Origin of the sequence: Allobosea sp. 47.2.35 (assembly GCF_024655635.1) — a bacterium.
Lineage (GTDB): Bacteria > Pseudomonadota > Alphaproteobacteria > Rhizobiales > Beijerinckiaceae > Allobosea.
In genome coordinates this window covers 100,570-126,221 of sequence record NZ_JANLGI010000002.1, presented here as the reverse complement: position 1 = coordinate 126,221, position 25,652 = coordinate 100,570, and the positions used below count along the sequence as shown (strand labels likewise).

Annotated in this window: 29 protein-coding genes and 1 tRNA gene; 12 read left to right on the top strand and 18 right to left on the bottom strand. The window is 66.3% G+C overall.

The window, feature by feature from the left end:
• The first annotated feature begins 1 nt into the window (after window position 1).
• A complete protein-coding gene (locus NUV79_RS03270) occupies window positions 2–1,168 on the top strand; it encodes a glycosyltransferase (RefSeq protein WP_257731654.1) in 1,167 nt (388 codons plus the stop codon).
• Window positions 1,169–1,178: 10 nt separating this feature from the next.
• On the opposite strand, the gene NUV79_RS03265 is transcribed toward NUV79_RS03270, so the two are convergent.
• Together NUV79_RS03265 and NUV79_RS03260 are read right to left on the bottom strand one after the other, a co-directional pair.
• Window positions 1,179–1,514, bottom strand: coding sequence for an SMR family transporter (locus NUV79_RS03265; RefSeq protein WP_257731653.1), 336 nt, complete (start codon window positions 1,512–1,514; stop codon window positions 1,179–1,181).
• Window positions 1,511–1,864 (bottom strand): DMT family transporter, encoded by a 354-nt coding sequence (locus NUV79_RS03260; protein WP_257731652.1) that lies wholly within the window; start codon window positions 1,862–1,864, stop codon window positions 1,511–1,513. The genes NUV79_RS03265 and NUV79_RS03260 overlap by 4 nt, the downstream gene beginning before the upstream one ends.
• 519 nt (window positions 1,865–2,383) lie before the next feature.
• Here NUV79_RS03260 and NUV79_RS03255 point away from each other — a divergent pair.
• From NUV79_RS03255 to NUV79_RS03245, 3 genes are read left to right on the top strand one after another with little or no spacing between them, the layout of a single operon-like run.
• Entirely contained in the window at window positions 2,384–3,937 is a 1,554-nt protein-coding gene (locus NUV79_RS03255; protein ID WP_257731651.1) for an undecaprenyl-phosphate glucose phosphotransferase, read from the top strand.
• Complete coding sequence (locus NUV79_RS03250) at window positions 3,934–5,178, top strand: O-antigen ligase family protein (protein ID WP_257731650.1); 1,245 nt, start codon at window positions 3,934–3,936, stop codon at window positions 5,176–5,178. The genes NUV79_RS03255 and NUV79_RS03250 overlap by 4 nt, the downstream gene beginning before the upstream one ends.
• Entirely contained in the window at window positions 5,175–6,335 is a 1,161-nt protein-coding gene (locus NUV79_RS03245; protein ID WP_257731649.1) for an acyltransferase family protein, read from the top strand. The genes NUV79_RS03250 and NUV79_RS03245 overlap by 4 nt, the downstream gene beginning before the upstream one ends.
• Before the next feature lie 54 nt (window positions 6,336–6,389).
• Here the strand turns inward: NUV79_RS03245 and NUV79_RS03240 are convergent, their stop codons facing one another.
• The 3 genes from NUV79_RS03240 to NUV79_RS03230 form a co-directional block, all read right to left on the bottom strand.
• Window positions 6,390–7,208, bottom strand: coding sequence for a class I SAM-dependent methyltransferase (locus tag NUV79_RS03240; RefSeq protein WP_257731648.1), 819 nt, complete (start codon window positions 7,206–7,208; stop codon window positions 6,390–6,392).
• 309 nt (window positions 7,209–7,517) lie between these two features.
• Entirely contained in the window at window positions 7,518–7,883 is a 366-nt protein-coding gene (locus tag NUV79_RS03235; protein WP_257731647.1) for a hypothetical protein, read from the bottom strand.
• 250 nt (window positions 7,884–8,133) lie between these two features.
• Window positions 8,134–8,211 (bottom strand) — tRNA-Pro (locus NUV79_RS03230).
• A 197-nt stretch (window positions 8,212–8,408) separates the two neighbouring features.
• Between NUV79_RS03230 and NUV79_RS03225 the strand changes: the two genes are divergently transcribed.
• Together NUV79_RS03225 and NUV79_RS03220 are read left to right on the top strand one after the other, a co-directional pair.
• Window positions 8,409–8,600 carry a hypothetical protein gene (locus NUV79_RS03225; RefSeq protein ID WP_257731646.1) on the top strand — a complete coding sequence of 64 codons (192 nt, stop codon included), beginning with the start codon at window positions 8,409–8,411 and terminating at the stop codon, window positions 8,598–8,600.
• Between the two features lie 96 nt (window positions 8,601–8,696).
• Window positions 8,697–8,945 (top strand): hypothetical protein, encoded by a 249-nt coding sequence (locus tag NUV79_RS03220; protein ID WP_257731645.1) that lies wholly within the window; start codon window positions 8,697–8,699, stop codon window positions 8,943–8,945.
• A 287-nt stretch (window positions 8,946–9,232) separates the two neighbouring features.
• On the opposite strand, the gene NUV79_RS03215 is transcribed toward NUV79_RS03220, so the two are convergent.
• Both NUV79_RS03215 and NUV79_RS03210 read right to left on the bottom strand, forming a co-directional pair.
• Window positions 9,233–9,856 (bottom strand): alpha/beta hydrolase, encoded by a 624-nt coding sequence (locus NUV79_RS03215; RefSeq protein WP_257731644.1) that lies wholly within the window; start codon window positions 9,854–9,856, stop codon window positions 9,233–9,235.
• A gap of 106 nt (window positions 9,857–9,962) precedes the next feature.
• Window positions 9,963–10,895: a ring-cleaving dioxygenase gene (locus NUV79_RS03210; protein WP_257731643.1), complete on the bottom strand. Its 933-nt coding sequence runs from the start codon at window positions 10,893–10,895 to the stop codon at window positions 9,963–9,965.
• A 204-nt stretch (window positions 10,896–11,099) separates the two neighbouring features.
• Here NUV79_RS03210 and NUV79_RS03205 point away from each other — a divergent pair, with 204 nt between their 5' ends.
• The 4 genes from NUV79_RS03205 (at window position 11,100) to NUV79_RS03190 (ending at window position 13,983) form a co-directional block, all read left to right on the top strand.
• A complete protein-coding gene (locus NUV79_RS03205) occupies window positions 11,100–11,525 on the top strand; it encodes a DoxX family protein (RefSeq protein WP_257731642.1) in 426 nt (141 codons plus the stop codon).
• Window positions 11,526–11,572: 47 nt separating this feature from the next.
• Window positions 11,573–12,538, top strand: coding sequence for a LysR family transcriptional regulator (locus tag NUV79_RS03200; RefSeq protein ID WP_257731641.1), 966 nt, complete (start codon window positions 11,573–11,575; stop codon window positions 12,536–12,538).
• A gap of 159 nt (window positions 12,539–12,697) precedes the next feature.
• Complete coding sequence (locus NUV79_RS03195; RefSeq protein WP_257731640.1) at window positions 12,698–13,735, top strand: peptidoglycan-binding domain-containing protein; 1,038 nt, start codon at window positions 12,698–12,700, stop codon at window positions 13,733–13,735.
• Between the two features lie 77 nt (window positions 13,736–13,812).
• Window positions 13,813–13,983 carry a hypothetical protein gene (locus NUV79_RS03190; protein WP_257731639.1) on the top strand — a complete coding sequence of 57 codons (171 nt, stop codon included), beginning with the start codon at window positions 13,813–13,815 and terminating at the stop codon, window positions 13,981–13,983.
• Window positions 13,984–13,993: 10 nt separating this feature from the next.
• Here the strand turns inward: NUV79_RS03190 and sugE are convergent, their stop codons facing one another.
• Complete coding sequence (gene sugE / locus NUV79_RS03185) at window positions 13,994–14,311, bottom strand: quaternary ammonium compound efflux SMR transporter SugE (RefSeq protein ID WP_257731638.1); 318 nt, start codon at window positions 14,309–14,311, stop codon at window positions 13,994–13,996.
• A 206-nt stretch (window positions 14,312–14,517) separates the two neighbouring features.
• On the opposite strand from sugE, the gene NUV79_RS03180 reads away from it, so the two are divergent.
• Window positions 14,518–14,997, top strand: a complete 480-nt coding sequence (locus tag NUV79_RS03180; protein ID WP_257731637.1) for a translation initiation factor 2 — start codon at window positions 14,518–14,520, stop codon at window positions 14,995–14,997.
• 88 nt (window positions 14,998–15,085) lie between these two features.
• Here NUV79_RS03180 and NUV79_RS03175 read toward each other — a convergent pair whose 3' ends face one another.
• The 6 genes from NUV79_RS03175 to NUV79_RS03150 all read right to left on the bottom strand — a co-directional run bounded on the left by NUV79_RS03175 (window position 15,086) and on the right by NUV79_RS03150 (window position 19,368).
• Window positions 15,086–15,613, bottom strand: coding sequence for a MerR family transcriptional regulator (locus NUV79_RS03175; protein WP_374678734.1), 528 nt, complete (start codon window positions 15,611–15,613; stop codon window positions 15,086–15,088).
• Window positions 15,610–15,924, bottom strand: a complete 315-nt coding sequence (locus NUV79_RS03170; RefSeq protein WP_047573001.1) for an integration host factor subunit alpha — start codon at window positions 15,922–15,924, stop codon at window positions 15,610–15,612. The genes NUV79_RS03175 and NUV79_RS03170 overlap by 4 nt, the downstream gene beginning before the upstream one ends.
• Before the next feature lie 189 nt (window positions 15,925–16,113).
• Window positions 16,114–17,091, bottom strand: coding sequence for a beta-ketoacyl-ACP synthase III (locus NUV79_RS03165; RefSeq protein WP_308218154.1), 978 nt, complete (start codon window positions 17,089–17,091; stop codon window positions 16,114–16,116).
• Between the two features lie 11 nt (window positions 17,092–17,102).
• On the bottom strand, window positions 17,103–18,161 hold the full coding sequence (plsX, locus tag NUV79_RS03160) for a phosphate acyltransferase PlsX (protein WP_257731636.1): 1,059 nt from the start codon (window positions 18,159–18,161) through the stop codon (window positions 17,103–17,105).
• 114 nt (window positions 18,162–18,275) lie between these two features.
• A complete protein-coding gene (locus tag NUV79_RS03155; RefSeq protein ID WP_257731635.1) occupies window positions 18,276–18,833 on the bottom strand; it encodes a YceD family protein in 558 nt (185 codons plus the stop codon).
• Complete coding sequence (locus NUV79_RS03150) at window positions 18,823–19,368, bottom strand: ubiquinol-cytochrome C chaperone family protein (protein WP_257731634.1); 546 nt, start codon at window positions 19,366–19,368, stop codon at window positions 18,823–18,825. The genes NUV79_RS03155 and NUV79_RS03150 overlap by 11 nt, the downstream gene beginning before the upstream one ends.
• Before the next feature lie 138 nt (window positions 19,369–19,506).
• Between NUV79_RS03150 and NUV79_RS03145 the strand changes: the two genes are divergently transcribed.
• Window positions 19,507–20,001 carry an outer membrane protein assembly factor BamE gene (locus NUV79_RS03145; RefSeq protein ID WP_257731633.1) on the top strand — a complete coding sequence of 165 codons (495 nt, stop codon included), beginning with the start codon at window positions 19,507–19,509 and terminating at the stop codon, window positions 19,999–20,001.
• A gap of 79 nt (window positions 20,002–20,080) precedes the next feature.
• Here NUV79_RS03145 and NUV79_RS03140 read toward each other — a convergent pair whose 3' ends face one another.
• From NUV79_RS03140 to NUV79_RS03125, 4 genes are all read right to left on the bottom strand, one after another.
• The gene (locus NUV79_RS03140; RefSeq protein WP_257731632.1) at window positions 20,081–21,007 is read right to left on the bottom strand and encodes a DMT family transporter; all 927 of its coding nucleotides are present in this window, start codon (window positions 21,005–21,007) and stop codon (window positions 20,081–20,083) included.
• Window positions 21,008–21,236: 229 nt separating this feature from the next.
• Window positions 21,237–23,393: a sodium-translocating pyrophosphatase gene (locus NUV79_RS03135; protein ID WP_257731631.1), complete on the bottom strand. Its 2,157-nt coding sequence runs from the start codon at window positions 23,391–23,393 to the stop codon at window positions 21,237–21,239.
• Between the two features lie 213 nt (window positions 23,394–23,606).
• Window positions 23,607–24,407 carry a (S)-ureidoglycine aminohydrolase gene (allE, locus tag NUV79_RS03130; RefSeq protein WP_257731630.1) on the bottom strand — a complete coding sequence of 267 codons (801 nt, stop codon included), beginning with the start codon at window positions 24,405–24,407 and terminating at the stop codon, window positions 23,607–23,609.
• 30 nt (window positions 24,408–24,437) lie between these two features.
• Entirely contained in the window at window positions 24,438–25,583 is a 1,146-nt protein-coding gene (locus NUV79_RS03125) for an MFS transporter (protein ID WP_374678729.1), read from the bottom strand.
• Window positions 25,584–25,652: the final 69 nt, after the last annotated feature.

Below are 25,652 nucleotides of genomic sequence, written 5' to 3'. Positions count from 1 at the left end.
CATGACGGATCGTCTCGCCTCGCGCCCCCTGAAAATCCTGCATGTGTTCCGCGCGCCGCTCGGCGGGCTGTTCCGGCACGTGCTCGACGTTGCGCGCGGCCAGGTCGAGCGTGGGCACGATGTCGGCATCTTCTGCGACTCCAGTACGGGTGGTTCACGGGCCGACGAAGTCTTTCGCGAACTTGCGGGGCAGCTGGCGCTGGGCATCACGCGCGTGCCGATGTCGCGCTATCCGAGCGCGACCGATTTCAAGGCGCAGCTGTCGGAGATCGCGCTGCGGCGGCGCCTCGCGCCCGATATCGTGCATTGCCACGGCTCGAAAGGCGGGGTCTATGGCCGCATCCCGGCCCTGTTCTCGCCCGGCCGGCGCTATGTCACCGCCTACACGCCCCATGGCGGCAGCTTCAACTACAAGCCCGGCAGCACGGAGCATAAGGTCTACATGACGGTCGAGCGCCTGCTGGAAAGCGCGACCGACATGTTCCTGTTCGAGAGCCGCTTCATCGCAGGCCGCTTCGAGGCCCATGTCGGGCATCTGCCGCGCACGGATCATCGCATCGTGCTCAACGGCGTCTCCGATGCGGAATTCGAGCCGATCGACCATGGCGCGGCGGAGTTCGACCTGCTCTATCTGGGGGAACTGCGCTCGGCCAAGGGCGTCGATACGCTGATCGATGCGCTGGCGCTATTGCGCCGTCGGGACAAGCTGACCCCGCGCATCCTGATCGTCGGCTCCGGGCCGGACGAAGATGAATTGAAACAGATGACGCGCGAGCGCGGCATCGCCGACCAATGCGTGTTCGAGCCGCCGGCCCCGATCCGCAAGGCATTGGCCCGCGCGCGCGCCATGGTGATCCCGTCGCGGGCGGAATCGCTGCCCTATGTCATTCTGGAAGCGGCCGCGGCGGCGCAGCCGCTGATCTCGACCGATGTCGGCGGGATCGGCGAGATCTACGGTCCCGGCCATCGCCAGCGGCTGATCCCGGCCGACGACCCGACGATCCTTGCCGGAGCGATCAAGACGATGATCGAGACGCCGGAGGCCGAGCGCCTCGCCCAGGCGGCGGACCTCGCCAGCCATGTCCGGCAGAATTTCCGCCTGGACGACATGGTCGACGGCGTCATCGCCGGCTATCGCGACGCGCTGAAGGCGCGCGGTATCGCCTGAAACCTCTGCTTCAGACCATCTTGAGCGCGACGACGCCGCAGACCACCAGTACGATGCCGAGCCAGCCCACCGGCCTGATGCGCTGGCCGAAGACCAGCGCGCCGATGATGGCCGTGATTACCAGCCCCGCCCCGCCCCAGACGGCATAGGCGACCGAAAGGTCCATCCCTTCGATGGCTTTCGCGAGGGCCGCGAAGGCGCCCATGACGAGGACGATGCCGCCGGCCCCCATCGTGCGACGGGTCATGCCGTCCGAGAGCTTGAGCAGGTAGGTGCCGCCGATTTCGAGCGCGACGGCGAGCAGGAGCCAGAGAAAAGGCGCGGCCTGCACGAAGGAGGCGGTCACACGAGCCTCCCGTGTTCCTCGCTGCGTTCGTGCCCCACTCCGTTCTCGATCAGCAGGATGCCGGCGAGGATTGCGGCAAGGCCGGCCGCACGCGCGGCGGTCAGGTGCTCACCGAAGAGCACATGGCCGATCAGCGCGATGCCGACGATGCCGAGACCTTCCCAGACGGCATAGGCGACCGCCATGGGAATGACGCGCAGCGCGACGCTGAGCAGGACGAAAGACAGGCCGATCAGGAGCAGCGGCAAGGTGCCGACGAGCCATGAGGTGGAGACAGCCGACTTCAGCGCGGCCGTCGCGACGATCTCGACGGCAATGGCCGCGAGCAGAACCAACCAATGAAAAGACATGTTGCACACGGGCGAAGCCGGCGCTGAACGTCACGGGTGCGACGCAGGGACAGCCAAGCAATCGTTAGAGTTTTAAATCGACAGATCCGAAAAGAAGAACGGGCCGGAGATTTTCTCCAGCAGCCGGCACCACAGATAAAACACCTGTTCGGGCGCGGCGCTCTTTACGAGCAATATGTGCTTCTCAGACACTCATCGAAAACCAATATGCCTGTCCGACAGCGGAGTGTCAACTCGCGATCACTTGCAATAACAATCACTTGCGGGAAACGACGACTTTTTCGCCGGCTTCGAACCTGCGCCAAATCACTGGCCGGGCAAGACAAAATCCACTTTTTCGCCACCGCGTTTCGGCATCGTGCCGAAAGCGCTCCGGAGAGGCCGCCGGAGCGTCTCCGAGGTTTACGAATCCCCGGAAACAGCAAGCGGTCGGGTTAAATGTTCCGTGAGCAATTTCGGGTAGAGCCGAACCGGGATCGCTGCCCCCCTGCGTGGCGCTCCGAGTTGAGGTGTAGGGTCATGGGGACTTTCGACGTCCGCGATATTATGAAGGCGGATGCGGCCGCCTCGGCCTCGCCGGGGATGTTCGGCGGAGCCGACCAGAGCCAGACGCGGCGGTTCCATCCGCTGGCCGAGCGTATCGCGGCGATCCCGGTCAAGCCCACGCTCTCCCCGGTGATGATCGAAGGTGCCGCCCGGCTGCTCGACCTGATCGCCGTGCTCGGGACCGGCGGGCTGGTCTATTGGCTCTACGCTGCCGGCAAGGTCGACTACACGCTGCCCTATCAGGTGACCGTCGGCGCACTGGCGCTCGGCTCGCTCGCCCTGTTCCAGGCGCTGCAGCTTTATCCGATCGGCGCGCTGCGCCATGTCATCGGCAGCGCCGTCAGGCTGGTCACCGGCTGGACGATGCTGTTCCTGGTCGCGCTCGCGGCCTTCTTTTTTCTGAAGATCGGCGACCAGGTTTCGCGCGGCTGGCTGATCGGCTTCTATTTCGCTGGCGCGGGCGCCTTGATCGCGGGTCGCGTGGTGATGATGGCGGGTGTGCGCCATCTCACCCGAACGGGCCGCCTGGAGCGGCGCACCGCGATCGTCGGCGGCGGCGAGGCCGGCGAGGCGTTGATCCGCGCCCTGGAAAGCCAGAAGGATACGGGCCTGCGCATCTGCGGCGTGTTCGACGACCGCAGTGACGACCGCTCGCCCGATCTCGTCGCCGGCTATCCCAAGCTCGGCACGATCGACGACCTCGTCGAATTCGCGCGCCGAACCAAACTCGACCTCGTGATCTTCACCCTGCCGATCTCGGCAGAGGCGCGGCTCCTGACGATGCTGCGCAAGCTCTGGGTGCTTCCGATCGACATCCGCCTCTCCGCTCATATGTCGAAGCTGCGCCTGCGGCCGCGTTCCTATTCCTATTTCGGCGCCGTCCCGGTGCTCGACGTCTTCGACCGGCCGATCGCCGATTGGGACATCGTCGTGAAATGGGCCTTCGACAAGGTCGTCGGCACGCTCGCGCTGATCGCGCTCTCGCCGGTGATGCTGGCGACCGCGATCGCCATCAAGCTCGACACCAAGGGGCCCGTCTTCTTCCGCCAGAAGCGCTACGGCTTCAACAACGAGACCGTGGACGTCCTCAAGTTCCGATCGCTGCGCAACGACATGGCCGACCATACCGCGGCCAAGCAGGTCACCAAGGACGATCCGCGCGTGACGCGGGTCGGCCGCTTCATCCGCAAGACCTCGATCGACGAATTGCCCCAGCTGATCAACGTCGTCTTCAAGGGCGATCTCTCGCTGGTCGGCCCGCGGCCCCACGCCATCCATGCCAAGGCCTCGAACCGCGCCTATGAGCAGGTCGTGGACGGCTATTTCGCGCGCCACAAGGTCAAGCCCGGCATCACCGGCTGGGCCCAGATCAACGGCTGGCGCGGCGAGACCGACACGGACGAGAAGATCCAGCGCCGCGTCGAGCACGATCTCTATTATATCGAGAACTGGTCGGTGCTGCTCGACCTCTACATTCTCGCCAAGACGCCGTTCTCCCTGCTGACCAAGAACGAGAACGCCTATTGAGCGCGCTGGCGCAACATCCGCCGCACGGCGAGCGGCCGGCGCGCCTGACCGTCTCCTACGCGGCTATCAAGCGCGGGACGCTGTGGCTGCTCGGCGCCTCCAGCGGGCTCGCGCTGATCGAGCCCTCGCCCTACGAAATCGTCTTCCTGCTGGCCTTGTTCGTCTTCGCGCTGACGGGTATCCGGTTCTCGCAGAAGCTCCTGCCTCTGGCCGTGCTGCTGCTCGGCTACAATATCGGCGGCATCTTCTCGCTCATTCCCTGGATGGGCGACGGCGACGCGGTGCGCTTCACCGCCGTCTCGGTCTACCTGATGATCACGGCGGTCTTCATCGCCGGCATCATGTCGCAGGATGCGGCCGGGCGGCTGGAGACGTTGCGCCGGGGCTATCTCTTCGCCGCATGGGTCGCCGGGTTCGCAGCGCTGCTCGGCTATTTCGACGTTGCCGGGCTCGGCTCGACCTTCACGCTCTACGGGCGTGCGTCGGGTACGTTCAAGGACCCCAACGTGCTGGGGCCCTATCTGGCGCTGCCGATCGTCTATGTGCTGCAACGCATCCTGACCGGGCAGGTCGGCATGCTGCGCGGCCTCATCACGCTCAGCGTCCCGCTCGCTGCGCTGTTCTTCACGTTCTCCCGCGGGGCCTGGGGCGTGCTCGTCGTCTCGGCAGCCCTGATGGTCGTTCTCACCTTCCTGACCGCGCCCGATGCCGCCCGCCGGGCACGCATCGTCACGATGTCGATCGCGGCGCTCGTCGCGATGTTCGCGGCGCTGCTCGTCGCACTGTCCTTCGAGGAGATCCGCAGCGTCTTCGACGCACGCGCCAGCCTCAACCAGGACTACGACCAGGGCGTCACCGGCCGCTTCGGCAACCAGCTGCGCGCCATCCCGATGCTTCTGGATGCGCCCAATGGCTTCGGACCGCTGCAGTTCCGCTGGATATTCAACCAGGCAGACCCGCATAACGTCTATATCAACGCCTTCGCCTCCTATGGCTGGCTCGGCGGCCTGTCCTGGGTCAGCCTGATGGTGGCGACCTGCTATGTCGGCTGGCGGGTGGTCTTCCGGCCGGGGCCGACGCAGCTGCATGCCATCGCGATCTGGTCCGTGCTCTTCGTGACGATCCTGCAAGGCTTCCAGATCGACAGCGACCACTGGCGGCATCTCTACATGCTGCTCGGCCTGATCTGGGGCCTGGCGGCGCTGGGGCCGGGTGGCAGCGGCGGCGAGGAGCGGCCATGACCGCGGCAGCGCCTTCGGCGAGCGCAGTCGCGCCGGCCGGACAGATCGAGACCATCCAGGCTCTGCGCGCCATCGCCGCACTGCTGGTCGTCTTCGGCCACGCCGCCCACGAGACGGAGGCCATCGGCCCGCGCATCGGCCTGCCTGCCATCGACCCTAGCTTCATGCACTGGGGCATCGGCGTCGACATCTTCTTCGTGATTTCCGGCTTCATCATGGTCCATACCTCGGCCGACCTGTTCGGCCGGCCGGGCGCCTGGCGCGTTTTCCTCGCCCGGCGCATCGCCAGGATCGTGCCGCTCTACTGGCTCCTGACCAGCGTCCTGCTGGTCGGCGGCCTGATCGCACCCCGGCTGCTCAACGTGCCGCTCGGCGACTGGCAGCATATCCTCGCCTCCTATCTCTTCGTCCCGAGCTTGCGCGGAGGCGACGAGATCAGGCCGGTGATGGCGCTGGGCTGGACGCTGAACCTGGAGATGTTCTTCTACGCGCTGTTCGCCGGCGCGATGCTCTTGCCCCTGCGACGCGGCATGATCGCGCTTGCGCTCGTCATCTCCGGCCTCGCCCTGGCCGGCGCGTTACTGAAGCCGGAGCAGGTTCAGCTCGCCTTCTGGACCCAGCAGATCATCCTCGAATTCCTGTTCGGCTGCCTGCTGGCGCTGGTCTATCGACAGGGGATCCGACTGCCGGCCGCAAGCGCCGTGCTGCTGGTCGCTCTCGGCTTCGCCGGCATGTTCAAGTTCCACGGGCTCGACGGACAGGATGCGGTCCCGCCTGCGCTACGCTGGGGCCTGCCCGCCGCCCTGATCGTCGGTGGCGCGACGCTCTATCGCGGTCCTCCGCCGCGATTGGCCCTCCTGCTCACCGGCCTCGGCAATGCGTCGTACAGCCTCTACCTCTTCCACCCCTTCGCGCTGCGGCCGCTGCGGGAGGTCTGGGTCAAGCTGGTGGGCGGGGCGCTGCCGCTGGAACTCTATATCGTCGCCGCGATGACGGTTGCGGCGCTGGCGTCCGCCCTGCTCTATCGCTGGGTCGAACGCCCGATGGGGCGCTGGTTCCGGCTTCCCTCGTCCTTGAGCAACTCGCGCCGAACGCGCGCGGCAAGCGATGGATCAAGCTGGAGCGAAGGCCGGGAAGCCCGTCGCATCGCCAGCTAGAAGGTGCGGGTCGCGCGCAGGGGCGGAGCAGGCCTGCGCCGCAGCGACTTTAGCTCAGCCCCTGCCCTTGCGGACCACGACATAGGCGTGGGTGGTCACGAAGTTCCAACCGATCCGCGCCGCGAGAGCGTTGAAGACGTGGTCAACCTGCTTGAGTCCCGGCATCCGGTCGAAATAGCCGTGTCCCCAGAAGCGCTGAACATGGATGTCGGCAAAGCCGGCCTGCTTCAGCATCGGCTCGAGCAAGGCCGGATCGCCACGGCACCAATCGTAGAGCGCGGGGAACTTCGGGTCGCCGCCGCCATCGCGGCGTGCCGGGAACAGGGCATGCACGATGGCGCGCGAGGCCTTCTCCGGCAGAATGTGGTTCAGCGCGAAGACGGGAGCCCACAAGGTCGGGAAAAACGCCAAGGCCACGCCACCGGGCGCGAGCAATTCGTGGATGTTGTGCCAGGCGCGCTCGACCCCGTCGACATGCTCGAAGACCATGCGCGACACCATCATGTCGTAGCCGCCGCGCCGGACATCGGGCTCGGAGAGATCGCCGGCGATGTCGAAGCGCGCGGTCTTCAGTCCACGCCCGGTCAGGGCCAACTCGCCCGCATCGATGTCGTTGACGATGAGATCGATGCCGTTGCGGGCGGCCTGCTCCTGCGTGAACAGCGGATCGCGGCCGCCCCCGATCTCGCAGACGCTGCGCAGGCCGAACTGATGGGCCAGCCCGAGAATGGTCGCCTCGTAGCGATCCCAGGCCCATTGCGAGTGCCAGTCGGGCTTGATCTCGCTGAAGAAGGTCGCAAGCGAGCCAGCCGGCTGCGCGACGGCGCGACGCTGCCGTCCGGTATCCGTGATCGCCAGACTTGCCATGGACATGATCGCTTCCGCCTCTGCACGCCTCCCCGTCCACGGCGACATTGATCGCCCGGCCAGGCGGCTGCAACGACTAGCTTAATCAAGGGTTAATGAAGGGAGCTGCGTTGTCGGCACCCAAAACGCCCGCCTGAAGCGATCGCTACGCGGATCGAAACCCGCGCGCCAATTCTGCGGCCGATCGATACTGCCAGAAGCCGGCGCCAGGATAGCACACCCAAATGGTCCAGAGGGCCGCCCGCCAGCGGACAGCCCTCTCGATATCGCCATCAAGGCCGCGAAATAGGACCGCGGCCCAACGCGATGCCGAAATCACCACCGCTGGCCGCAAGGAACGCCGCCGCAACCAAATATCGACGGGTGAGGATCAAGTCGCGGCCCACCACCATATCGTGGGCCGTAACCATAGCCCTGGCCGTAGCCGCCTCCGCGACCATAACCATACCCTCCGCCGCCACGACCGTAGCCATAGCCGCCGCGGCCATATTGCCGCTGACGAGCCATGTTCTCCTGAATGATCATCAGGCGCTCGCGCTTCGCTGCGGACATCGAGAATTCCACCGGCGCCTTGTCGAGGCGCCCCGCAACGTCCTGCGGCAAGGCTTCGCCGGCCTGGGCCGAAGCCACGATTGCGGCCAAACCAGCCCCAAGCAGAACCGAGGTCACATACCGACGCATGACGATCTCCTTTTGCTTCAACGATTGAAGCAGACAGCAGGATAACGCCGCCTGAACGGATTTGTTCTCTCGCGTTCATCTTCAGGATGGAATCGCGATCGCCAAGCCTCGTTTCCACGCTGCGGGCTTCCCCACGAGGCGGAACAGTCATCCAGCAGACGAGTCGCAAATGGAGCCGCTCGGTCGCAGAAATTCGCGATTCGCCCAAATCTGACGAAGCGGCATTTCTCAACGATTTCCGGCAGTAGAATGGTCGGAGCGAGAGGATTCGAACCTCCGACCCCTTGTCCCCCAGACAAGTGCGCTAACCGGGCTGCGCTACGCTCCGACGGCTCGGCTTATAGTGGCGAGGCGCCGCAGATGCAATGCGCTTCGACACGATCTTGCACAGGCCGTCGAAACGATCCGGGCGGCTCGCATCCGCAGGCCAATCGATCGCCAGGCGCAGACGCCTCCCCCAAATGGGGGGTGCGCGGAGCGCCGGGTTCGGGAAATGATGCTCATGCGGCGCCAGGTAGTTCGGTCATGAAACACAAGCAGCAGATGTCGCTCATCGCGCGACGGGCCCAGATTCGACGTGCGGCGGCCAGCCGCAAGGACCAACCCGCGCTCCAGCCGGCCGGCAGGCCTGTCCTGCGCCTGGTAACCGCGACCGGTTACGACACCGAACGGGACCAGCTGCACGAGCATCGCGAACAGGCCTCGGCGATCGATTGAACGACCGCGCTCGATCCTGAACCGCACGTTCAGCCGACAGTCATCTCCAATGGCTCTTGATACCGTCGCGGCACGCGAATTGCCGTAACGTCATCCATGAGCACGGACGGTATCGCGTTGAGACAAGACGGGTTCCATTGCGAGGATTGCGGCTCGCCGGGCGTGTCGATTCCGCACGCTCTGAGCGATGCGAGTATCGTTTCCTGTGCCAATTGCGGTCTGAGCCTTGGGTCCTGGGCCGAGTATCGTCGCCGGATCGACCAGATTCTGATGGCCGAGCAGGCCTGCAAGGCCCGCCGCGTCATCGTCGCGGACCCGGTCGGCAATGTGCTGGCCGGCGCGTAGCAGCACCCCTAACCGGTATAGTTGTCCACCTTCTAGCATCGCCTGCAGGCTTGCCAGGCGTACCGTCTCGTTCCACGATCCCCTGACGTAGCGTCGATTGGGAGGTCGAAGATGCGTGCGGTGTCGCGTTCAGTGGATATTCCTGTTTCGAGCCAGCGCGCCGTTCTGCTGCGCATGCTCGTGCTTCTGGCCATCACGATGGCCATTCTGATGCCCCTGATCGACTAAGAACGGCCGCGCCGCGAGAAGCGGCACCGCGGAACTATGCCCACGATGCCGCCCGCGCGTCAGTTGCGTGCCAGCCAGTCGCCGAGCAGTCCGATATCCGCCTGCCCGAGGCCGTGGCCGGCCGGCAGCACGCGGTGCTCGACGGCCGCGCCGTTTTCCGAGAGCCGCCAGGCGAGCGTCTCGGCATTGCTCTTCGGCACGATCGGATCGAGCGCGCCCGACAGGATCAGCACGGGCTTGCCCGCGAGATCGGCGGGAGACGCCTCCGCGAAGGGAACCATCGCGCGCAGCAGCGCCGCACCGGCCAGGATCTCCGGTCGCTGCTGCAGGAGAGCCGCCGCGATATTGGCGCCGTTGGAGAAGCCGAGCGCGATCGGCGCCGGCAGGCCGTAGCGCGCACGCGCCCACAGCACGAACTCCGCCAGCTCGTCGGTACGCTGCTTGAGATCGGCCTCGTCGAAAACGCCCTCGGCAAGACGGCGGAAGAAGCGCGGTGCCGAACCTTCCACGACCTTGCCGCGCGGCGAGAGCAGGCTTGCGCCCGGCGCGACGGTGCGGCCGAGCGAGAGGAGATCACGCTCGTCGCCGCCGGTGCCGTGCAGGAGCAGCAATGGCCGGCGCGCCGGATCACGGCCGGGCTCGAAGACATGGATGAAATCGGTATCGACGGTCGTGGTGGTCATGGTCGTCTCCCTTCATCAAGCGGAGCCGCCCTGCCCCTTGCAACAAGCAGGCAGGGCGTCGTGGTGTCACTCCGCCGCCCGCCTGGATGGCGGGCGGCGGGTTTCGTCAGCCGAGAGCGGGCAGGACCGCCTCGATCTCCTTGCGATGCGCCTCGTACTGAGGCGGCAGCTTCAGCGAACGGCCGAGCTCGGCGGCAGGCTCGTCGATCGCGAAGCCGGGGATGTCGGTCGCGATCTCGAACAGGACATGGCCGGGCTCACGGAAATAGACCGAGCGGAAATAGTTCCGGTCGCGCTGTTCCGTGGGGCTGATGCCATGGTTCTGAACGAGGCGGCGCACCATCTCCTCCTGCGCGGCGTCATCGGCCGCGCGGAAGGCGATATGGTGGACCGAGCCGGTACCCTGCCGGGCCGGCAGGAAGCCACCGGCGACGCGCAGGTCTAGCACCCCGCCGATCGCCGTGCCCTTTGCAGCGTAGCGGATCAGCGTGTCCTCGCGGCCGATCTCGGTGAAGCCGAAGACGTCGTCGAGGATGGCGCCCGTCGGCGCAGCATCGGCCAGCAGCAGGCTGACGCTGTGGAAGCCGCGCAGCGCATGCTCGGCGGGGATACCACCGTTGGCCCAGGCCGGCTCCTTCTCGACACCCGGCAGGCCGACGAGGGCGAGCCTCATGCCGTCCGGATCGCGGAAGCTCAGCACGGTCTCGCCGAAGCGCTTGACCGGCACCTCATGCGGCACGCCCTGCTCGACGAAGCGATGAGCCCAGAAGCCGATCGAGCCTTCCGGAACCCGGAAGACCGTCTCCTGCGTCTCGCCGATGCCAAGGCGGCCGGGAGCGGCATGCTCCCAGGGGAAGAAGGTCAGGATCGAGCCGGGCGCGGCATCCACATCGCCGAAATAGAGGTGATAGGTGCCGGGATCGTCGAAATTGACCGTCTTCTTGACGAGGCGCAAGCCGAGCACGCGGCTGTAGAAGTCGAGATTGCGGCGCGCCGGGCCGGAAATGGCGGTGACGTGGTGAAGGCCGTTGATCTGCATGGTTTGGGTCCTCCGTTGTCCTGATCACGATGAGCGGGGCATCCGCTCCGTTGGCCGGAAGATCGGCATGAAGGTGGCCGAACGCCAGAGGCAATTCATTGCACCAATGCAATCTGATAATCGCTAATTGACAATTTGATTTGCGGATCAGGCTGCCCGATCGTCTGCCCCGAGACCAACCGGTCCCGTTTCAGGAGACTTCCCATGATCGACAATCGCCTCGCCCCTTATGGCGCCCTAGGCCTGCGCGTCGCGCTCGGCCTGATGTTCATCGCCCACGCCTATCTCAAGCTCGTCATCTTCACGCCGGCCGGCTTCACCGGCTTCCTCGGTCAGGTCGGCCTGCCCGGCTTCCTCGCCTGGCCGATCATGCTGGCCGAGCTTCTCGGCGGCATCGCCATCCTCGTCGGCTTCCATGGCCGCCTCGTCTCGGCGGCGCTGCTGCCGGTCCTGCTCGGCGCTCTCGCGATCCACGCCCCGAACGGCTGGGTCTTCAATGCTCCGAATGGCGGCTGGGAATATCCCGCCTTCCTGGCGCTCACCGCGCTGGCGCATGTGCTGATCGGCGATGGCGCGCTCGCCGTCACCGGTTCGCGCGCTTCGACCACCGCCAAGCCGGCCCTGGCGTGACGCGAACCCGCCTTGAAGGGGCTCGCGCCTTGGCCGAGAGTGAGCGGATGAATCAAGCCGCGAAGCCTCTGGCATGGGACGATTTCCGCCTGATCAAGGCGATCGCCGACAAACGAGCGCTGCCGGCAGCCGCGGCAGCGCTCGGCGTCAACCACTCGACGGTGTTCCGCCGTCTCGGTCAGATCGAGGAGGCGCTCGGCACCCGCCTGTTCGAGCGCCATCGCAGCGGCTATGTCGCGACGCCGGCCGGCGAGGAGATGATCCAGCTCGCCGGCCGCGTCGATGACGACATCACCGCCTTTGCCCGCAAGCTCGCCGGACAGGAGATCAAGCCGGCCGGCGAATTGCGCGTCGCCACCAACGACTCCCTGCTGGTCGACCTGCTGACGCCGCTCTTCGCCCGCTTCCTCGGGCAGTGCCCGGATATCCGGCTCGATATCCTGATCGGCAACCAGGCCGCCAATCTCTCCAAGCGCGACGCCGATGTCGCGATCCGCGCCACCGATAGTCCGCCGGAGACGCTGATCGGCCGCAAGCCGGCCCGGATCGCCTGGGCGCTCTACGGCCGCGCCGCCGACTTTCCCGATGCGGAACCGCCTTCCCGCGAAAGCCTGTGGGAGCGCAGCTGGGTCTCGCTCGGCGACCAGTTCACCATGCTCAGCGCGGTGCGCTATCTCGCCCGCCATGTCGCGCCGGAGCGCGTCGTCTACCGGCTCAACACCGTGCTCGGCCTGGCCGAGGCGGTCGAGGCCGGGATCGGCGTCGGCTTCCTGCCCTGCTTCATCGGCGATACGCGCCCTGCTCTCAGGCGGCTCGGTGAGCCGGACCCCGACCTTGCCGCCGATCTCTGGCTGCTGACCCATCCGGACATGCGGCACACGCCTCGCGTCAGGCTCTTTCTCGATTTCCTCGCGGTCGAGCTCGGGCGGCTGAAGCCACTGGTGGAAGGCGGGCTGCCGATCGGCCGGAGCGCGACGCCAGACAGCGCCGCGGCGGACACAGCCGCATCCTGAGCACCTCTTCGCCCGACCCTCCGTCATGTGGATGACGAGCATACGGCTCCGGCAGTGCTAGCTCTGCATGGAGGCGGCAGCCTGGACCGGGCGCCGCCGCAATCGCGGCGCTACGGTCGCTCCCGTGACCGTCAGGGCTGGCCGCGACGGAGGCTGAACATGTCCGGGCCTGCCAAGAAATCCGTCTCGAAGGGGTCGCGCTGCAACAATACGGCGGCGATCCAGAACGCCATCAATTTCATGAATGGCGGCAAGAACAACCTCAAGGTCGACGGCATCTTCGGCGACAACACCGAAAGTGCGGTCAAGACCTTCCAGCGCGCCTGCGGGCTGTTCGACGACGGTAGCGTCGGCAACCTGACGGGCAGCCGCCTGTTCGAAGTCGTCAAGGTCACGCAGATCCTGACGCTCGACCTGCCGGCGGATGCCTTCGCCTTCACCGGCAAGGCCCTGCCACTGCCGCCGCTGCTCGATACCGCCGGCAAGCTGCTGACGCGGCGCAACGACATCCAGAGCTGGACCTCCCTGCCTCGCCTCGAGAAGACCGGGCTCGACATACCCAAGCTGGAGCTGCGCCATATCGGCCTGAAGACAGCGACGATGATGGCTCATGGCGTGGTCCCCAAGGCGCTGAAGACGCCGCTGGCTTTGCTGGACCAGCTCAAGCTCGACGGGACGATGCCGCAATCGATCCAGGTCATCGGCACCACCAAGGACCTGCGCAAGCTCACGCTCACCTACAGCATCAACAAGATCGTCCAGCCGCGCGCGCCCAAGTTCTTCAGTCCCTATTTCAAGATGGAAGGCGACATCGACTTCGACCAGCAGAACCTGAAGCTGACCGGGACCTGGAAGACCAGGGTGGAGATCGCCACGCCGACGCTGGTCATCGCGGACTGGCTGGAAGCAGGCATCAACGCCAATCTCTGGGCCAGCGCCAATGGCGCGGTCGGCATGGGTGGCGCGGCCGGCGAGGTGTCCGCGGGAGCGAATGTGGAGGGCAAGGCGGTCATCCACGTGCTCAAGACCGAGACACCGATCGGCCCGTTCAAACGCGCGCAGATCGACCTCTTCGGCGGCTTCAATCTCGGGCTCTCCGCCCATGCCTCGATCAGCCAGGACGGGGCGACATTCAACATCATCCCGCCCAAGCTCGGGCCGACGCTCGGCGTCAATCTCGTCCTGGCGACATTCTAGGGCGAGGCCCGCCGGCGGGCTTCGAAAGGTAGAGGCGGCGATTGCAGCCCGGCCGCTGCGCAGGTTACGATCGCCAGATGGAGATCGTCATACCCCTGATCGTCGGCCTCAGCCTGATCTGGCTCGTCGGCCGCGGCGTGCCCTGGAACGCGAAGCTGATGACCCTCGCGGTCACGCTCGTGATCGTCCTGCTGATCGTGCTGCTGGAGCGTGGCGGCTACTGGCCCGCATCCTGGCGGCGCAGCTGAGGCCCAGCCGTCAGGCCGAGACCAGCTTGAGCCCGACGATGCCCGCGACGATCAGGCTGATGCAGGCCAGCCTCAAGGCGCCTGCCGGCTCTCCCAGCAGGGCAATGCCGAGGATCGCCGTCCCGATCGTGCCGATACCGGTCCAGACCGCATAGGCCGTACCGACCGGCAGCGATTTCAGGGCAAGCCCCAGCAGGCCGAGGCTGACGACCATGCTCGCGCCAGTGAACAGGGTCGGGACGAGCCGGGTGAAGCCGTTGGTGTATTTCAGGCCGATGGCCCAGCCGACCTCGAACAGGCCCGCGACGAACAGATAGAGCCAAGCCATGCCGGCGCTCCCGGGGATGTGGCGCGGCGATCCGCGTCCAACAGGCAACCGAGATCATTCCCGGCTCATCGAACCTATGTTGCGGCCTTGGTACATCAAGGTTGCGAATCTGGCGCGCGTGCAAGTTGTACACAGCCCGCACGCATGGTCGCCTTGCTCTTCTGCCGCGAGCGAACCTAGCTAAGCACCGGGGTAAGGGGCTTAACATGCTGATCATTCGCGTTCTTGGCGCAGCTGCCGTGGCTGCGGCATTGGGTGGTTGCGCGACCGTCACACGCGGCACGACGAACCAGATCACCATCAGCAGCGAACCGGGCGGCGCCGAAGCCCGCTCGTCGCTCGGGCATGCCTGCACAGCGACGCCCTGCACCTGGGAGGTCAGCCGCAAATCCGAGTTCGTCGTCAGCTTCTCGAAAGAGGGCTATGCCGATCTGCAGGTGCCTGTCTCCACGCGCATCGCTGGCGCCGGCGCGGCCGGCTTCGCCGGAAACATCCTGATCGGCGGCGTTGTCGGAATGGGCGTGGACGCAGCGACCGGGTCGACGCTGGAGCACTATCCCAATCCGGTGCTCGCCAGCCTGGTCCCGCTCAAGAAAGCCGGCCCGCTCGGCCGCGGAAAGCACAAGGCCGTCACCCGCCGCGAGCCCGCCCAACGCACCGAAGCTGAGGAAGCGCCGCAGAGCTGAGCGCTTTCGGGCTTCCGGCCACGGGCCAACACGTCAGCTGCGGAAAGCGCTGGTCGTAACGCGACCGGGCGGCGTGTGCCGCCTGTCGTCAGGCCGCGTCAGGCGCGGGCTGCAGGGCCTGTTCAAGGATGCGCCGGCACTCGCCGAGCTCCTTCATCACCGCCGTCAGGATGGAGACGTCATCAAGCCCTTCAGGAACGGGCTGCCGGTAAGGCGCCGTCCGCTCGGGCGAGGCCTCGGCCATGTCGCCCGGCACGCCCGGCGCAGCAGCCGGCGCTGTGCCGCCCATGGCGCCGATCGGCGCGCCGCGTCCGATCGCCTGGACATGGCGCGGCCCCTGTTCCTTCAGAATGCGCTGGAGGCCCTTGATCGTATAGCCTTCGCCATAGAGCAGGCGCCGGATACCCTTCAGCAGGGCGACGTCGTCGGGCCGGTAGTAGCGGCGCCCGCCGCCACGTTTCAGCGGCTTGATCTGGTTGAAGCGGGTCTCCCAGAAACGAAGCACGTGCTGTGGTATGTCGAGGTCTTCTGCGACCTCGCTGATGGTCCGGAAGGCATCTGGGCTCTTGGTGTCCAATTCGGCCTCGGTATCGCCGGCGTGGAACTCCAGGCTCACTCAGTCTCACCCTCACCCGTCTGCCCGTTGATGCGGGCCTTCATCACGTTCGAGGGTTTGAACACCATCACGCGACGCGGCTCAATCGGCACCTCAACGCCAGTTTTCGGATTACGCCCGATTCGCTCGCCTTTGTCTCGTACGACGAAAGAACCGAACGAAGAGAGCTTCACATTCTCGCCGCGCGCGACCGCGTCGCAGATCTCGTCGAGCACCGCTTCGACGAGCTTCGACGACTCCGTCCGCGACAAGCCGATCTTCTGGTAGACAGCCTCGCACAGGTCCGCGCGAGTGACCGTTTGCCCCGCCATTCATATCCTCCAAGGCGTATTGCAGACGCAGCGGAAAACCGCCGGCCTTTCGCCATTACGGACGGCGGACGCTAGGCGCCCCCGTCGCGCGGGTCAATCCTCAAGGACGGCCATTGTGCCGCCTCAGGCCGGATCTGACCCTAAATAGCGATGTTTCATGACAATTTTCGAGAGTTTACTGCCGCAACGTCACCAGCGGATCAGGGCCGAGCCCCAGGTGAAGCCGCCGCCCATCGCCTCGATCAACACGAGCTGTCCCTGCTTGATCCGGCCATCGGCATGAGCCTCGGCCAGGGCGAGCGGGATCGAGGCTGCCGAGGTGTTGCCGTGACGATCGACCGTGACGACGACATGGTCATGGCTGATGCCGAGCTTGTCGGCCGTGGCATCGATGATGCGGCGATTGGCCTGGTGCGGCACGAACCAGTCGATATCGGCGCCCGACAGGCCCGTCTGCTCGAAGGTGTGGCGCACCGTCTCGGCCAGATTGGTGACGGCGTGGCGGAAGACCTCCTTGCCTTCCATGCGCAGGAAGCCGACCGTCTTGGTCGAGCCCGCCCCGCCGTCGACATAGAGCTTGTCCTTATAGCGGCCGTCCGAGCGGATATGAGTGGTGAGGATGCCGCGATCCGCCAGCGTCCCCTCGCCCGGCGCCGCCTTCAGCACCACGGCGCCGGCGCCGTCGCCGAACAGCACGCAGGTGGCGCGGTCCTCCCAGTCGAGGATGCGCGAGAAGGTCTCCGCGCCGATCACCAGGGCGGCGCGGGCGCCGCCCGTGGTCAGGAACTTGTCGGCCGTCGCCAGCGCGAAGACGAAGCCGGAGCAGACCGCCTGCACGTCGAAAGCCGCGCCGCCCGTGATGCCGAGCGCCGCCTGGATCTGCGTCGCGGTGGCGGGAAAGGTGTGGTCCGGCGTCGCGGTCGCGACGATGATCAGGTCGATCTCGGTGGGATCGATGCCGGCGTCAGTGATCGCTGCCTGCGCCGCCTTCAGGCCGACGATGGAGGTCGGTTCGTCATCGGCCGCGACATGGCGCTGGCGGATGCCGGTGCGCTGGACGATCCACTCGTCGCTGGTGTCGACACGCGCGGCGAGCTCGGCATTGGTGACGATGCGCGCGGGCAGATAGGAGCCGCAGCCGACGACTTGAGAGCGCAGGATGGACAAGGAGGTGTTCCTTATTCGGTCTCGGCGGGCTGCGCGGCCGGCAATTCCGGGCGCGTGCTCGCGGCGACCATTTCGCGGACCTTCGCCATCAGGTCCTCGCGTGCCATTTCATAACCCAGTTCGGCGGCGCTGGCGAAGCCGATCACATCCGTGCCGCCATGACTCTTGACGACGATGCCCTCCAGGCCGAGGAAGACGCCGCCGTTCGACTTGCGCGGATCGAGCTTTTCCTTCAGCGCCGTGAAGGCGCCGCGGGCGAAAAGATAGCCGATTTTCGACATCAGCGAACGCCCCATCGCGGCGCGCAGATACTCCGCGATCTGCTTGGCGGTGCCCTCGGCGGTCTTGAGCGCGATATTGCCGGTAAAACCCTCGGTGACCACGACATCGACCGTGCCTTTGCCGAGATCATCGCCCTCGACGAAGCCGTGATAGGAGAGATGCGGCAGGTCGCTCTCGCGCAGTATGCGCCCGGCTTCCTTGACCGCCTCGACACCCTTGATCTCCTCGACGCCGACATTGAGCAGGCCGACGGTCGGCCGGTCGAGGTCGAGCACGACGCGGGCCATGGCCGCGCCCATCACCGCGAGATCGACGAGATGGCGGGCATCCGCGCCGATGGTGGCGCCGAGATCGAGCACGATGCTCTCGCCGCGCGCTGTCGGCCACAGGCCTGCGAGCGCCGGCCGGTCGACCTGCGGCATCGACTTCAGGCAGAATTTCGACATCGCCATCAGCGCGCCGGTATTGCCGGCGGAGACGGTGACATCCGCCTCCCCGGTCTTGGTCGCGTCGATCGCGCGCCACATCGAGGACTTATAGCGACCATAGCGCAGCGCCTGGCTCGGCTTGTCGTCCATCTTCACCGAGACCTCGGTGTGATGGAAGGTCGTGACCGCCTTGAGCTTCGGGTGCTGGTCGATCAGCGGCAGAACCTGCTTCTCGTCGCCGAAGATGACGAAGCGGGCATCCGGGCGGCGCTCAAGCATCAGGGCGGCGCCGGGGATGACGACGGAAGGGCCGTGATCCCCGCCCATCGCATCGAGCGCGATTGTAACCGGTCTTGTCATGGAATTCTGGCGTGTCCCGGGAATGGCCGACCTTCGATCCGGGACGGCTCAGTGCCGGCCGGACAATAGCGACTTGGGCCAATGCCGCAAGCAGCGCAAGGGCCGGAGAGCGCTTCAGACACCGCGTTTCAACTTTGCAAGCGCCGCGAAAGGCGATTCCGCGCCAGTGTCACCCGCGGATGACTCGAAACTGGCACCGGCCTTGCGCGGATAGGGATCGAGCGCCAGCGCCAGGAATTCCAGCGTGAAGCCGCCCAGATCGATCACGCCGTCGACGATCGCCTCGGGCGGGTCCTCTTCGTTCAGCAACACCTCGATATCGATCTCGGCATCGTCCCGCTCGTTGCGGCGCGCGAAGGTCGCCACCTCTTCCTCGGGGGCGAAATCGAGCTGAACGGGCACGTCGAGCTGAACCGGGAACGGATCGAGCGTCACCACGCAGGCCTGGTGCAGGCGCGCAGCGATGCGGCCATAGAGCTTCACACGCTCGCCATTGCGCGAGAGCGTATAGCGCGCCTCCAGCGACTCGATGGAAACCAAGCCGAGCTGCGCGGCGATGGCCGGCAATTGCTCCGCCTCGGCCCGGACCACGACCTCGCTGCCGCGCGGACGGATCGCCTCGACGCGGATCGGATGCCTGAGCGGCGCAGCCGGCGAATGATCATGCGTCATGAGCGACCTCCGGGGTCGAGAAGGCCGGGAAAAGATCGTCCCGGTTCAAGATGCCGTCGAGATCGGCCGTGACGAGCCTCTCCCGGGCGGCCCGCATATAGGCTGCGAGGGCGGGCGCAGCCTCCGGCGCGCAGGCATTGCGCCCCAGCGCCTCGATCAGCGCCTCCGGACCGGAGGCTGCCAGCGCCGCCTCGTAAGCCTGCACGCGGCCATAGAACATCTGGCCGATCTTCTTCATCTTCTTGGGCACGGCGATGTCGCTGATGCCGCCATTGCGGAAGCCGAGCTCGAGATAGGCAAAGCAGGCATCGACGAAGTCCTGCGCCAGATCGGCTGCCGGGGGCGGCAACTCACGCAGGCGGCGCAGCACCAGGAAAACATGCAGGGTCAGCGATTCGAAACGCCCCTCGAAGCTGTCGGGAATCCCGCCCTCGATATAGAGAGCAGGCAGGCGCGAAGCTTCTGCGACCCGTGCGAACAGCGCGTCCACAGGAGAGCGCCGATTGGCGCGCTTGCCGAACAACCCGAAAATCACTTGTTTACTCCCGCCCGCTCTTGCCCGGGGCGTCCTCGCCTTGCCAAAGCCATCCTCGGGCGTTACGCCAACCCTTACCCTTTTGACAAGCGGCTTGGGATCGTCCCGAGCCGTGCTCGCCTTTCGGATCGTGCCCGCATGACCCAGATCACCCGCCGCACGGCTCTGCTCGGAGCCCTTGCGACCACCTCCCTTGCGCTCGCCGGCTGCGGCCCCGATGCCAGCGGCTTCATGCTGCCGACCTCGTCAGGCATCAACGAGGTGTTCAAGCGCGGCTTCGTGATGGACGACGCGCTGATCGCGCAGGTCAAGGTCGGCATGGACGTGCAGGCCGTGCTGACGACGCTCGGCACCCCCTCGACGACCTCGACGGTCGGCAACCGCACCTTCTACTATATCAGCCAGACGATGCGCCGCCGGTTCCAGTTCCAGGACCCGCAGACCATCGACCAGCAGGTGCTGGTGATCTATTTCAACAAGGCCTTCAAGGTCGAGCGCATCGCCCATTACGGCCTGCAGGACGGCGTGATCTTCGACTTCATCAGCCGCACCACCCCGACAGGCGGCGAGGAGCAGAGCTTCCTGCGCAACCTGTTCAAGGGCGTCACCAAGTTCAACCCGCTCGGCGCGTAAGCGAGAACGCCAGCGCCCAATCGGAAAAGCCCGCGGCACCGGCCGCGGGCTTTTTTGCTTTCAGGCCAGGCCGCCGCAATCAGCCTGCCGCAGCGCGGTTGCGCAGCGGCAGCGTCATCGCCAGAACACCGCCGATGACGAGGACAAGTCCGGCCCAGGCGGTCGGCGCCAGCGCCTCGCCGAGGAACACCATGCCGATCAGCACGCCCGCCGGCACGCGCAGATAGGCCACGGATGTCGTCGCGACCGAGCCCAGCCGCGCGATCAGCCGGAAATAGATCACGAAGGCCAGCGCGGTCGAGACGAGCGAGAGCGCGATCAGCGCCTGGATCGATTGTGCCGAGGGCGACAGCGTCCACGGCCGGTCCAGCATCAGGCTGAGCGGCAGCAGGACGAGCGCACCGCAGAACAGCGATCCGGCCGCCGGCATGATCGGATCGAGCCCCTTGAAGCTGCGACCGAACAGCGCCGCCCCGCCATAGCAGACGCTGGCAGCGACCAGCGCCAGCTGCGCCCAGAGCTGCTCTCCAAAGCCCGTCATCGCCTGCGCGCCGACGATGAGGACAGTGCCGGCGAGGCCTGCCGCGATGCCCGCGAGGCGCAGGCCCGTCAGGCGCTCGGCCGAGACCGACAGGCAGGAGAGCAGGACGACGAAGATCGGGCTGGTCGAACTCAGGATGGTTGCGAGCCCCGCATCGACGCTGCGCTCGGCCCAGGCGATCAGCGTGAAGGGCACGACGCTGTTGAGGCCGGCCTGAACGAGGAACATCCGCCAGGTCGCAGGGTCGCGCGGCAGCCGCAGGCCGCGCCAGCGAATGACGACGAGCAGGACAAGGCCTGCGATCAGTGTCCGGGCGGTGATCAGGGTCAGCGGCGGGATCGTCTCTACGCCGAGCTTGATGAAAGTGTAGGAGCCGCCCCAGAGCCCCGCCAGAACCAATAGGAGAGTGAGCTCCACGGCACGGTTCGGCATAGCAGCGGGTTGGTCGAGCATTTGCGTGGACATGGTTCCTCCTGGAGTTGGCGGGACCATGCCAGCCGGGAGGCATCGAAGCATGCGGGAACGCTACGGAGCCGGCCGTAGCTTCGGAGCTTGATTCAAGGGCTTGCCGGATTGATTCAATTGGCGCCCTTAAGCCGTTGCCTTCAAGGGCTTTTCAGCCTTGCCACCCCCTAGAAGCGAAAAGACCCGCGGCTTTCGCCGCGGGTCCGGAATGCATCGTCGATGCCTGCGCTCAGGAATGCGCCAGGATCGCCAGCAGCAGCAGTGCGATGATGTTGGTGATCTTGATCGCCGGGTTCACGGCGGGACCCGCCGTGTCCTTGTAGGGGTCGCCGACGGTGTCGCCGGTCACCGAGGCCTTGTGAGCCTCCGAGCCCTTGAGATGGCGCACCCCGTCCTTGTCGACGAAGCCGTCCTCGAAGCTCTTCTTGGCGTTATCCCAGGCGCCGCCACCCGAGGTCATCGAGATCGCGACGAAGATGCCGGTGACGATCACGCCCATCAGCATGGCGCCGACAGCCGCGAAAGCATTGTTCTTGCCGGCGATCCAGTAGATCACGAAATAGGTTACGATCGGCGCCAGCACCGGCAGGAGCGAGGGCACGACCATTTCCTTGATCGCGGCGCGGGTCAGCATGTCGACGGCGCGGCCATAGTCGGGCCGGTCCGTGCCTTCCATGATGCCGGGCTTCTCCTTGAACTGCCGGCGCACTTCCTCGACGACGGAACCCGCCGCGCGCCCGACCGCCGTCATGCCCATGCCACCGAAGAGGAAGGGGATGAGGCCGCCGAGCAGGAGGCCGACGACGACATAGGGGTTGGACAGCGAGAAATCGACGGTGACGCCCTTGAAGTACTGGAAGGCCGTCGAGCCCGCCTTGTTGGCCTCCGAGATGAAGAAGTTCAGGTCCGAGGTGTAAGCCGCGAAGAGCACCAGCGCGCCGAGGCCGGCCGACCCGATGGCATAGCCCTTGGTGACGGCCTTGGTGGTATTGCCGACCGCATCGAGCGCGTCGGTGGAGTGGCGGACCTCCTTGGGCAGGCCCGCCATCTCGGCGATGCCGCCGGCATTGTCCGTCACCGGGCCGAAGGCATCCAGCGCCACGACCACGCCGGCCAGAGCCAGCATGGCGGTGGTGGCGATGGCGATGCCGAAGAGGCCGGCAAGGCTGTAGGAGGCGATGATGCCGGCGATGATGACGATCGTCGGCAGCGCGGTCGATTCCAGGGAGACCGCGAGGCCCTGGATGACGTTGGTGCCGTGGCCGGTCACCGAGGCCTGGGCGATCGAGACGACCGGGCGCTTGCCGGTGCCGGTATAGTACTCGGTGATGATGACGATGAGCAGCGTCACCGCGAGGCCGACCAGCGCGCAGGCGAAGAGCCCGCCCGAGGTGAAGCTGACGCCCTGCACCGTCTTGAAGGCGGCCGAGAAGCCGCCGAACATGACATAGTTCACGGCCGCGATCGCGCCCACGGAGAGCACGCCGGCGGCAATGAAGCCCTTGTAGAGCGCGCCCATGATCGACTGGTTGGCGCCGAGCTTCACGAAGAAGGTGCCGATGATCGAGGTGACGATGCAGGCCGCGCCGATCGCCATCGGGTAGAGCATCATCGTGCCGAGCGCAGGCTGGCCGGCGAAGAAGATCGCGGCGAGCACCATGGTCGCGACCAGCGTCACCGCATAGGTCTCGAACAGGTCGGCCGCCATGCCGGCGCAGTCGCCGACATTGTCGCCCACGTTGTCTGCGATGGTCGCCGGGTTGCGCGGATCGTCCTCGGGAATGCCGGCCTCGACCTTGCCGACGAGGTCGGCGCCCACGTCAGCACCCTTGGTGAAGATGCCGCCGCCGAGACGGGCGAAGATCGAGATCAGCGAGGCGCCGAAGCCGAGTGCCACCAGCGAATCGATCACGGTACGGCTGGAGGCCTCGAATCCGAGGAAGGAGGTCAGGATGCCGTAATAGACGGCGACGCCAAGCAGCGCGAGGCCGGCGACGAGCATGCCGGTGACCGCGCCCGCCTTGAAGGCGACGTCGAGGCCCTCGCCCAGCGACTGCATCGCGGCCTGGGCCGTGCGGACGTTCGCGCGCACCGAGACGTTCATGCCGATGAAGCCGGCAACGCCCGAGAGCACCGCGCCGATCAGGAAGCCGATCGCCACCCATTTGCCGAGCAGCCAGGCGAGCGCGACGAAGAGCACGACGCCGACCATCGAAATGGTGATGTACTGGCGCTTGAGATAGGCTTGCGCGCCTTCGGCGACCGCACCGGAAATCTCCTGCATGCGCTGGTTGCCGGCGTCGCGCTTCATCACATCGCCATAGGCCCAGACGCCGTAGGCTATGGAAAGCGCACTCAATATGATGATGAGAAGCAGAGCTGACATTCGATTTCCTGACCCTAGAGCTTGCAGTCGGCGGGAGCGCTGTCGCTCCTCATTTTTGCAGCGTTGGACGTCAGGCAGCGAAAAAAACGGGCCCAAAGACTCAAGGCCCGCCTCGCGTCGCCAGTGTCAGGCGAATTTGTGGCAAGTTTCGGCGAGGAGCGCAAACGCCCCGGCTTACAAATTTCGTCGGGTGTCAGGCCGGCTGGGGAAAGCTCAGAGGGCGAGGTCGCGATTGACGTTCTTGTAGAGCAGGTAGCAGGCGTCGCCGTAGCCGGTCGGGTAGAACTGCTGCGGGCAAAAACCGCCCATCCAGATGAAATCCTGCGCCCAGATCTCATGCCAGTCGGCGCCGAGCAGGTAGAGCCCCTGCCCTTCCAGCATGTAGAGCCCGTGCTCCATCACATGGGTCTCGACCGCCGGGAAGCAGACGCCCGGCTTGAACCACATCAGGTTCATCTCGAAATCGAAGCGCATGTCGCCATAAGGCAGCAGGAACTGGAAGCCGCGCCCCTCCATGCCGGTGTGATTCGCCATCGGCACGGCATCCTGATGCGAGACGATCGGCTCCGGCACGGCGAGCCCCGGCGCAACCTCGTAGCGCTTGCGCAGGGCGAGCACGCGAATGCCCTCAGCCGACTCGTTGCGCAGGGTGAAGGCGGTCGCGGGCGGCAGATAGGCGAAGCCGCCGGTCGTGAGCGCCTGCGGCGCGCCGCCAGCAACCGCGATCCGGGCCTCACCCGAAAGGACGTAGAAGAAATGCTGGATGCCGTCCTCGCTGAAGGCGGCCGGCGTGCCGCCGCCCGGCGCGATCTCGAGAACATACTGGGCGAAAGCCGCGCCCATCACCGGCCCGGTCAGGACGCGCACGATCGTGTCGCGGTATTGCGGCAAGCGGCTGACCAGCACACCCTCCGGCGGCATGAAGGCGTAGTTGGATTTGATGACACCGCGATTATGCCCGATGGCGCCGGGCGGAACCTGGCCGGTCGCGTGCGGGAAGGCGCGGTTGTGCATGCGTTTGCTCCGATCGGGAATAGCGGCGGCTCAGGCCGTGGCGGACCGCTGGAAGCGCTGCCAGGCCACCAGCATGAGGGCAATCGCGACCGGCGGGAAGACCATCCAGTTCACGACGCTCCAGCCGCCATGGCTGAGCAGGCCGCCCGACGAGAACGAGGCGATGGCGACCGAGCCGAAGACAAGGAAGTCATTGGCGGCCTGCACCTTCACCCGCTCTTCCGGCCGGTAGCAGTCCGTCACCAATGCGGTCGCGCCGATGAAGCCAAAATTCCAGCCGATTCCGAGCAGGATCAGGGCGAGCCAGAAATGGCCGACGCTCAGGCCGGAAAGGCCGACGACGGCGGCGAGTGCCGTGAGGCCGAGACCGACGGCGGTGACCGTACCCTTGCCGAAACGGGCGATCAGGCGGCCGGTGAAGAAGCTCGGCCCGAACATCGCCAGCACATGCCACTGGATGCCGAGCGTCGCGTCACCGACTGAATGGCCGCAAGCGACCATCGCCATCGGCGCTGCCGTCATCACGAAGCTCATCAGGCCGTAGGCGACGAGCGAGGCCGTGACAGAGGCAATGAACTTGGGCTGGCGCATGATCTCACCGAGCGGGCGCCCGCCGCCCGAACGGACAGCGGCGACCGGCGGGGCGCGCAGGCGCGAGACGATCAGGATCGCGATCAATGCGAGCGCTCCCTGCGCGATGAAGCTCGCGGCGAAGGGCGCGGCCGGCGTCAGGTCGCGTGTCCAGTAGACCGATTGCGGGCCGATGACGCCGGCAGCAAGTCCGCCGATCATCACCCAGGAGATCGCACGGGGGCGGAACGCGTCGGTCGCTGTATCGGCCGCGGCGAAGCGGTAGCTCTGGACGAAGGAGCCGTAGAGACCGCAGACGAAGGTGCCCAGGCAGAAGAGCCAGAACAGGCGCAGCGAGACGCCGCCGGCCGCGATGCTCGCACCGGCTGCGCCGACGAGCGCACCGATCAGGTAGCCGTTGCGCCGCCCGAGCCGGCGCATGACCATCGCCGCCGGGATCACGCCCGAGGCGATGCCGAGCTGGAGCAGGCTGACCGGCACGGTGGCGAAAGCCTGGTCGGAGACGAGTTGGGCACCGACGATGCCGCCGAGCGAGACGATGATCGCAGGATTCGCGCCGCCAAGCGCCTGCGCGCCGGCCAGCACCAGAGCATTGCGCTTGGCAAGCCTGTCGCCGTCGATAGCCGAGAAGTGCTGGTTCATCACAACGCGCCT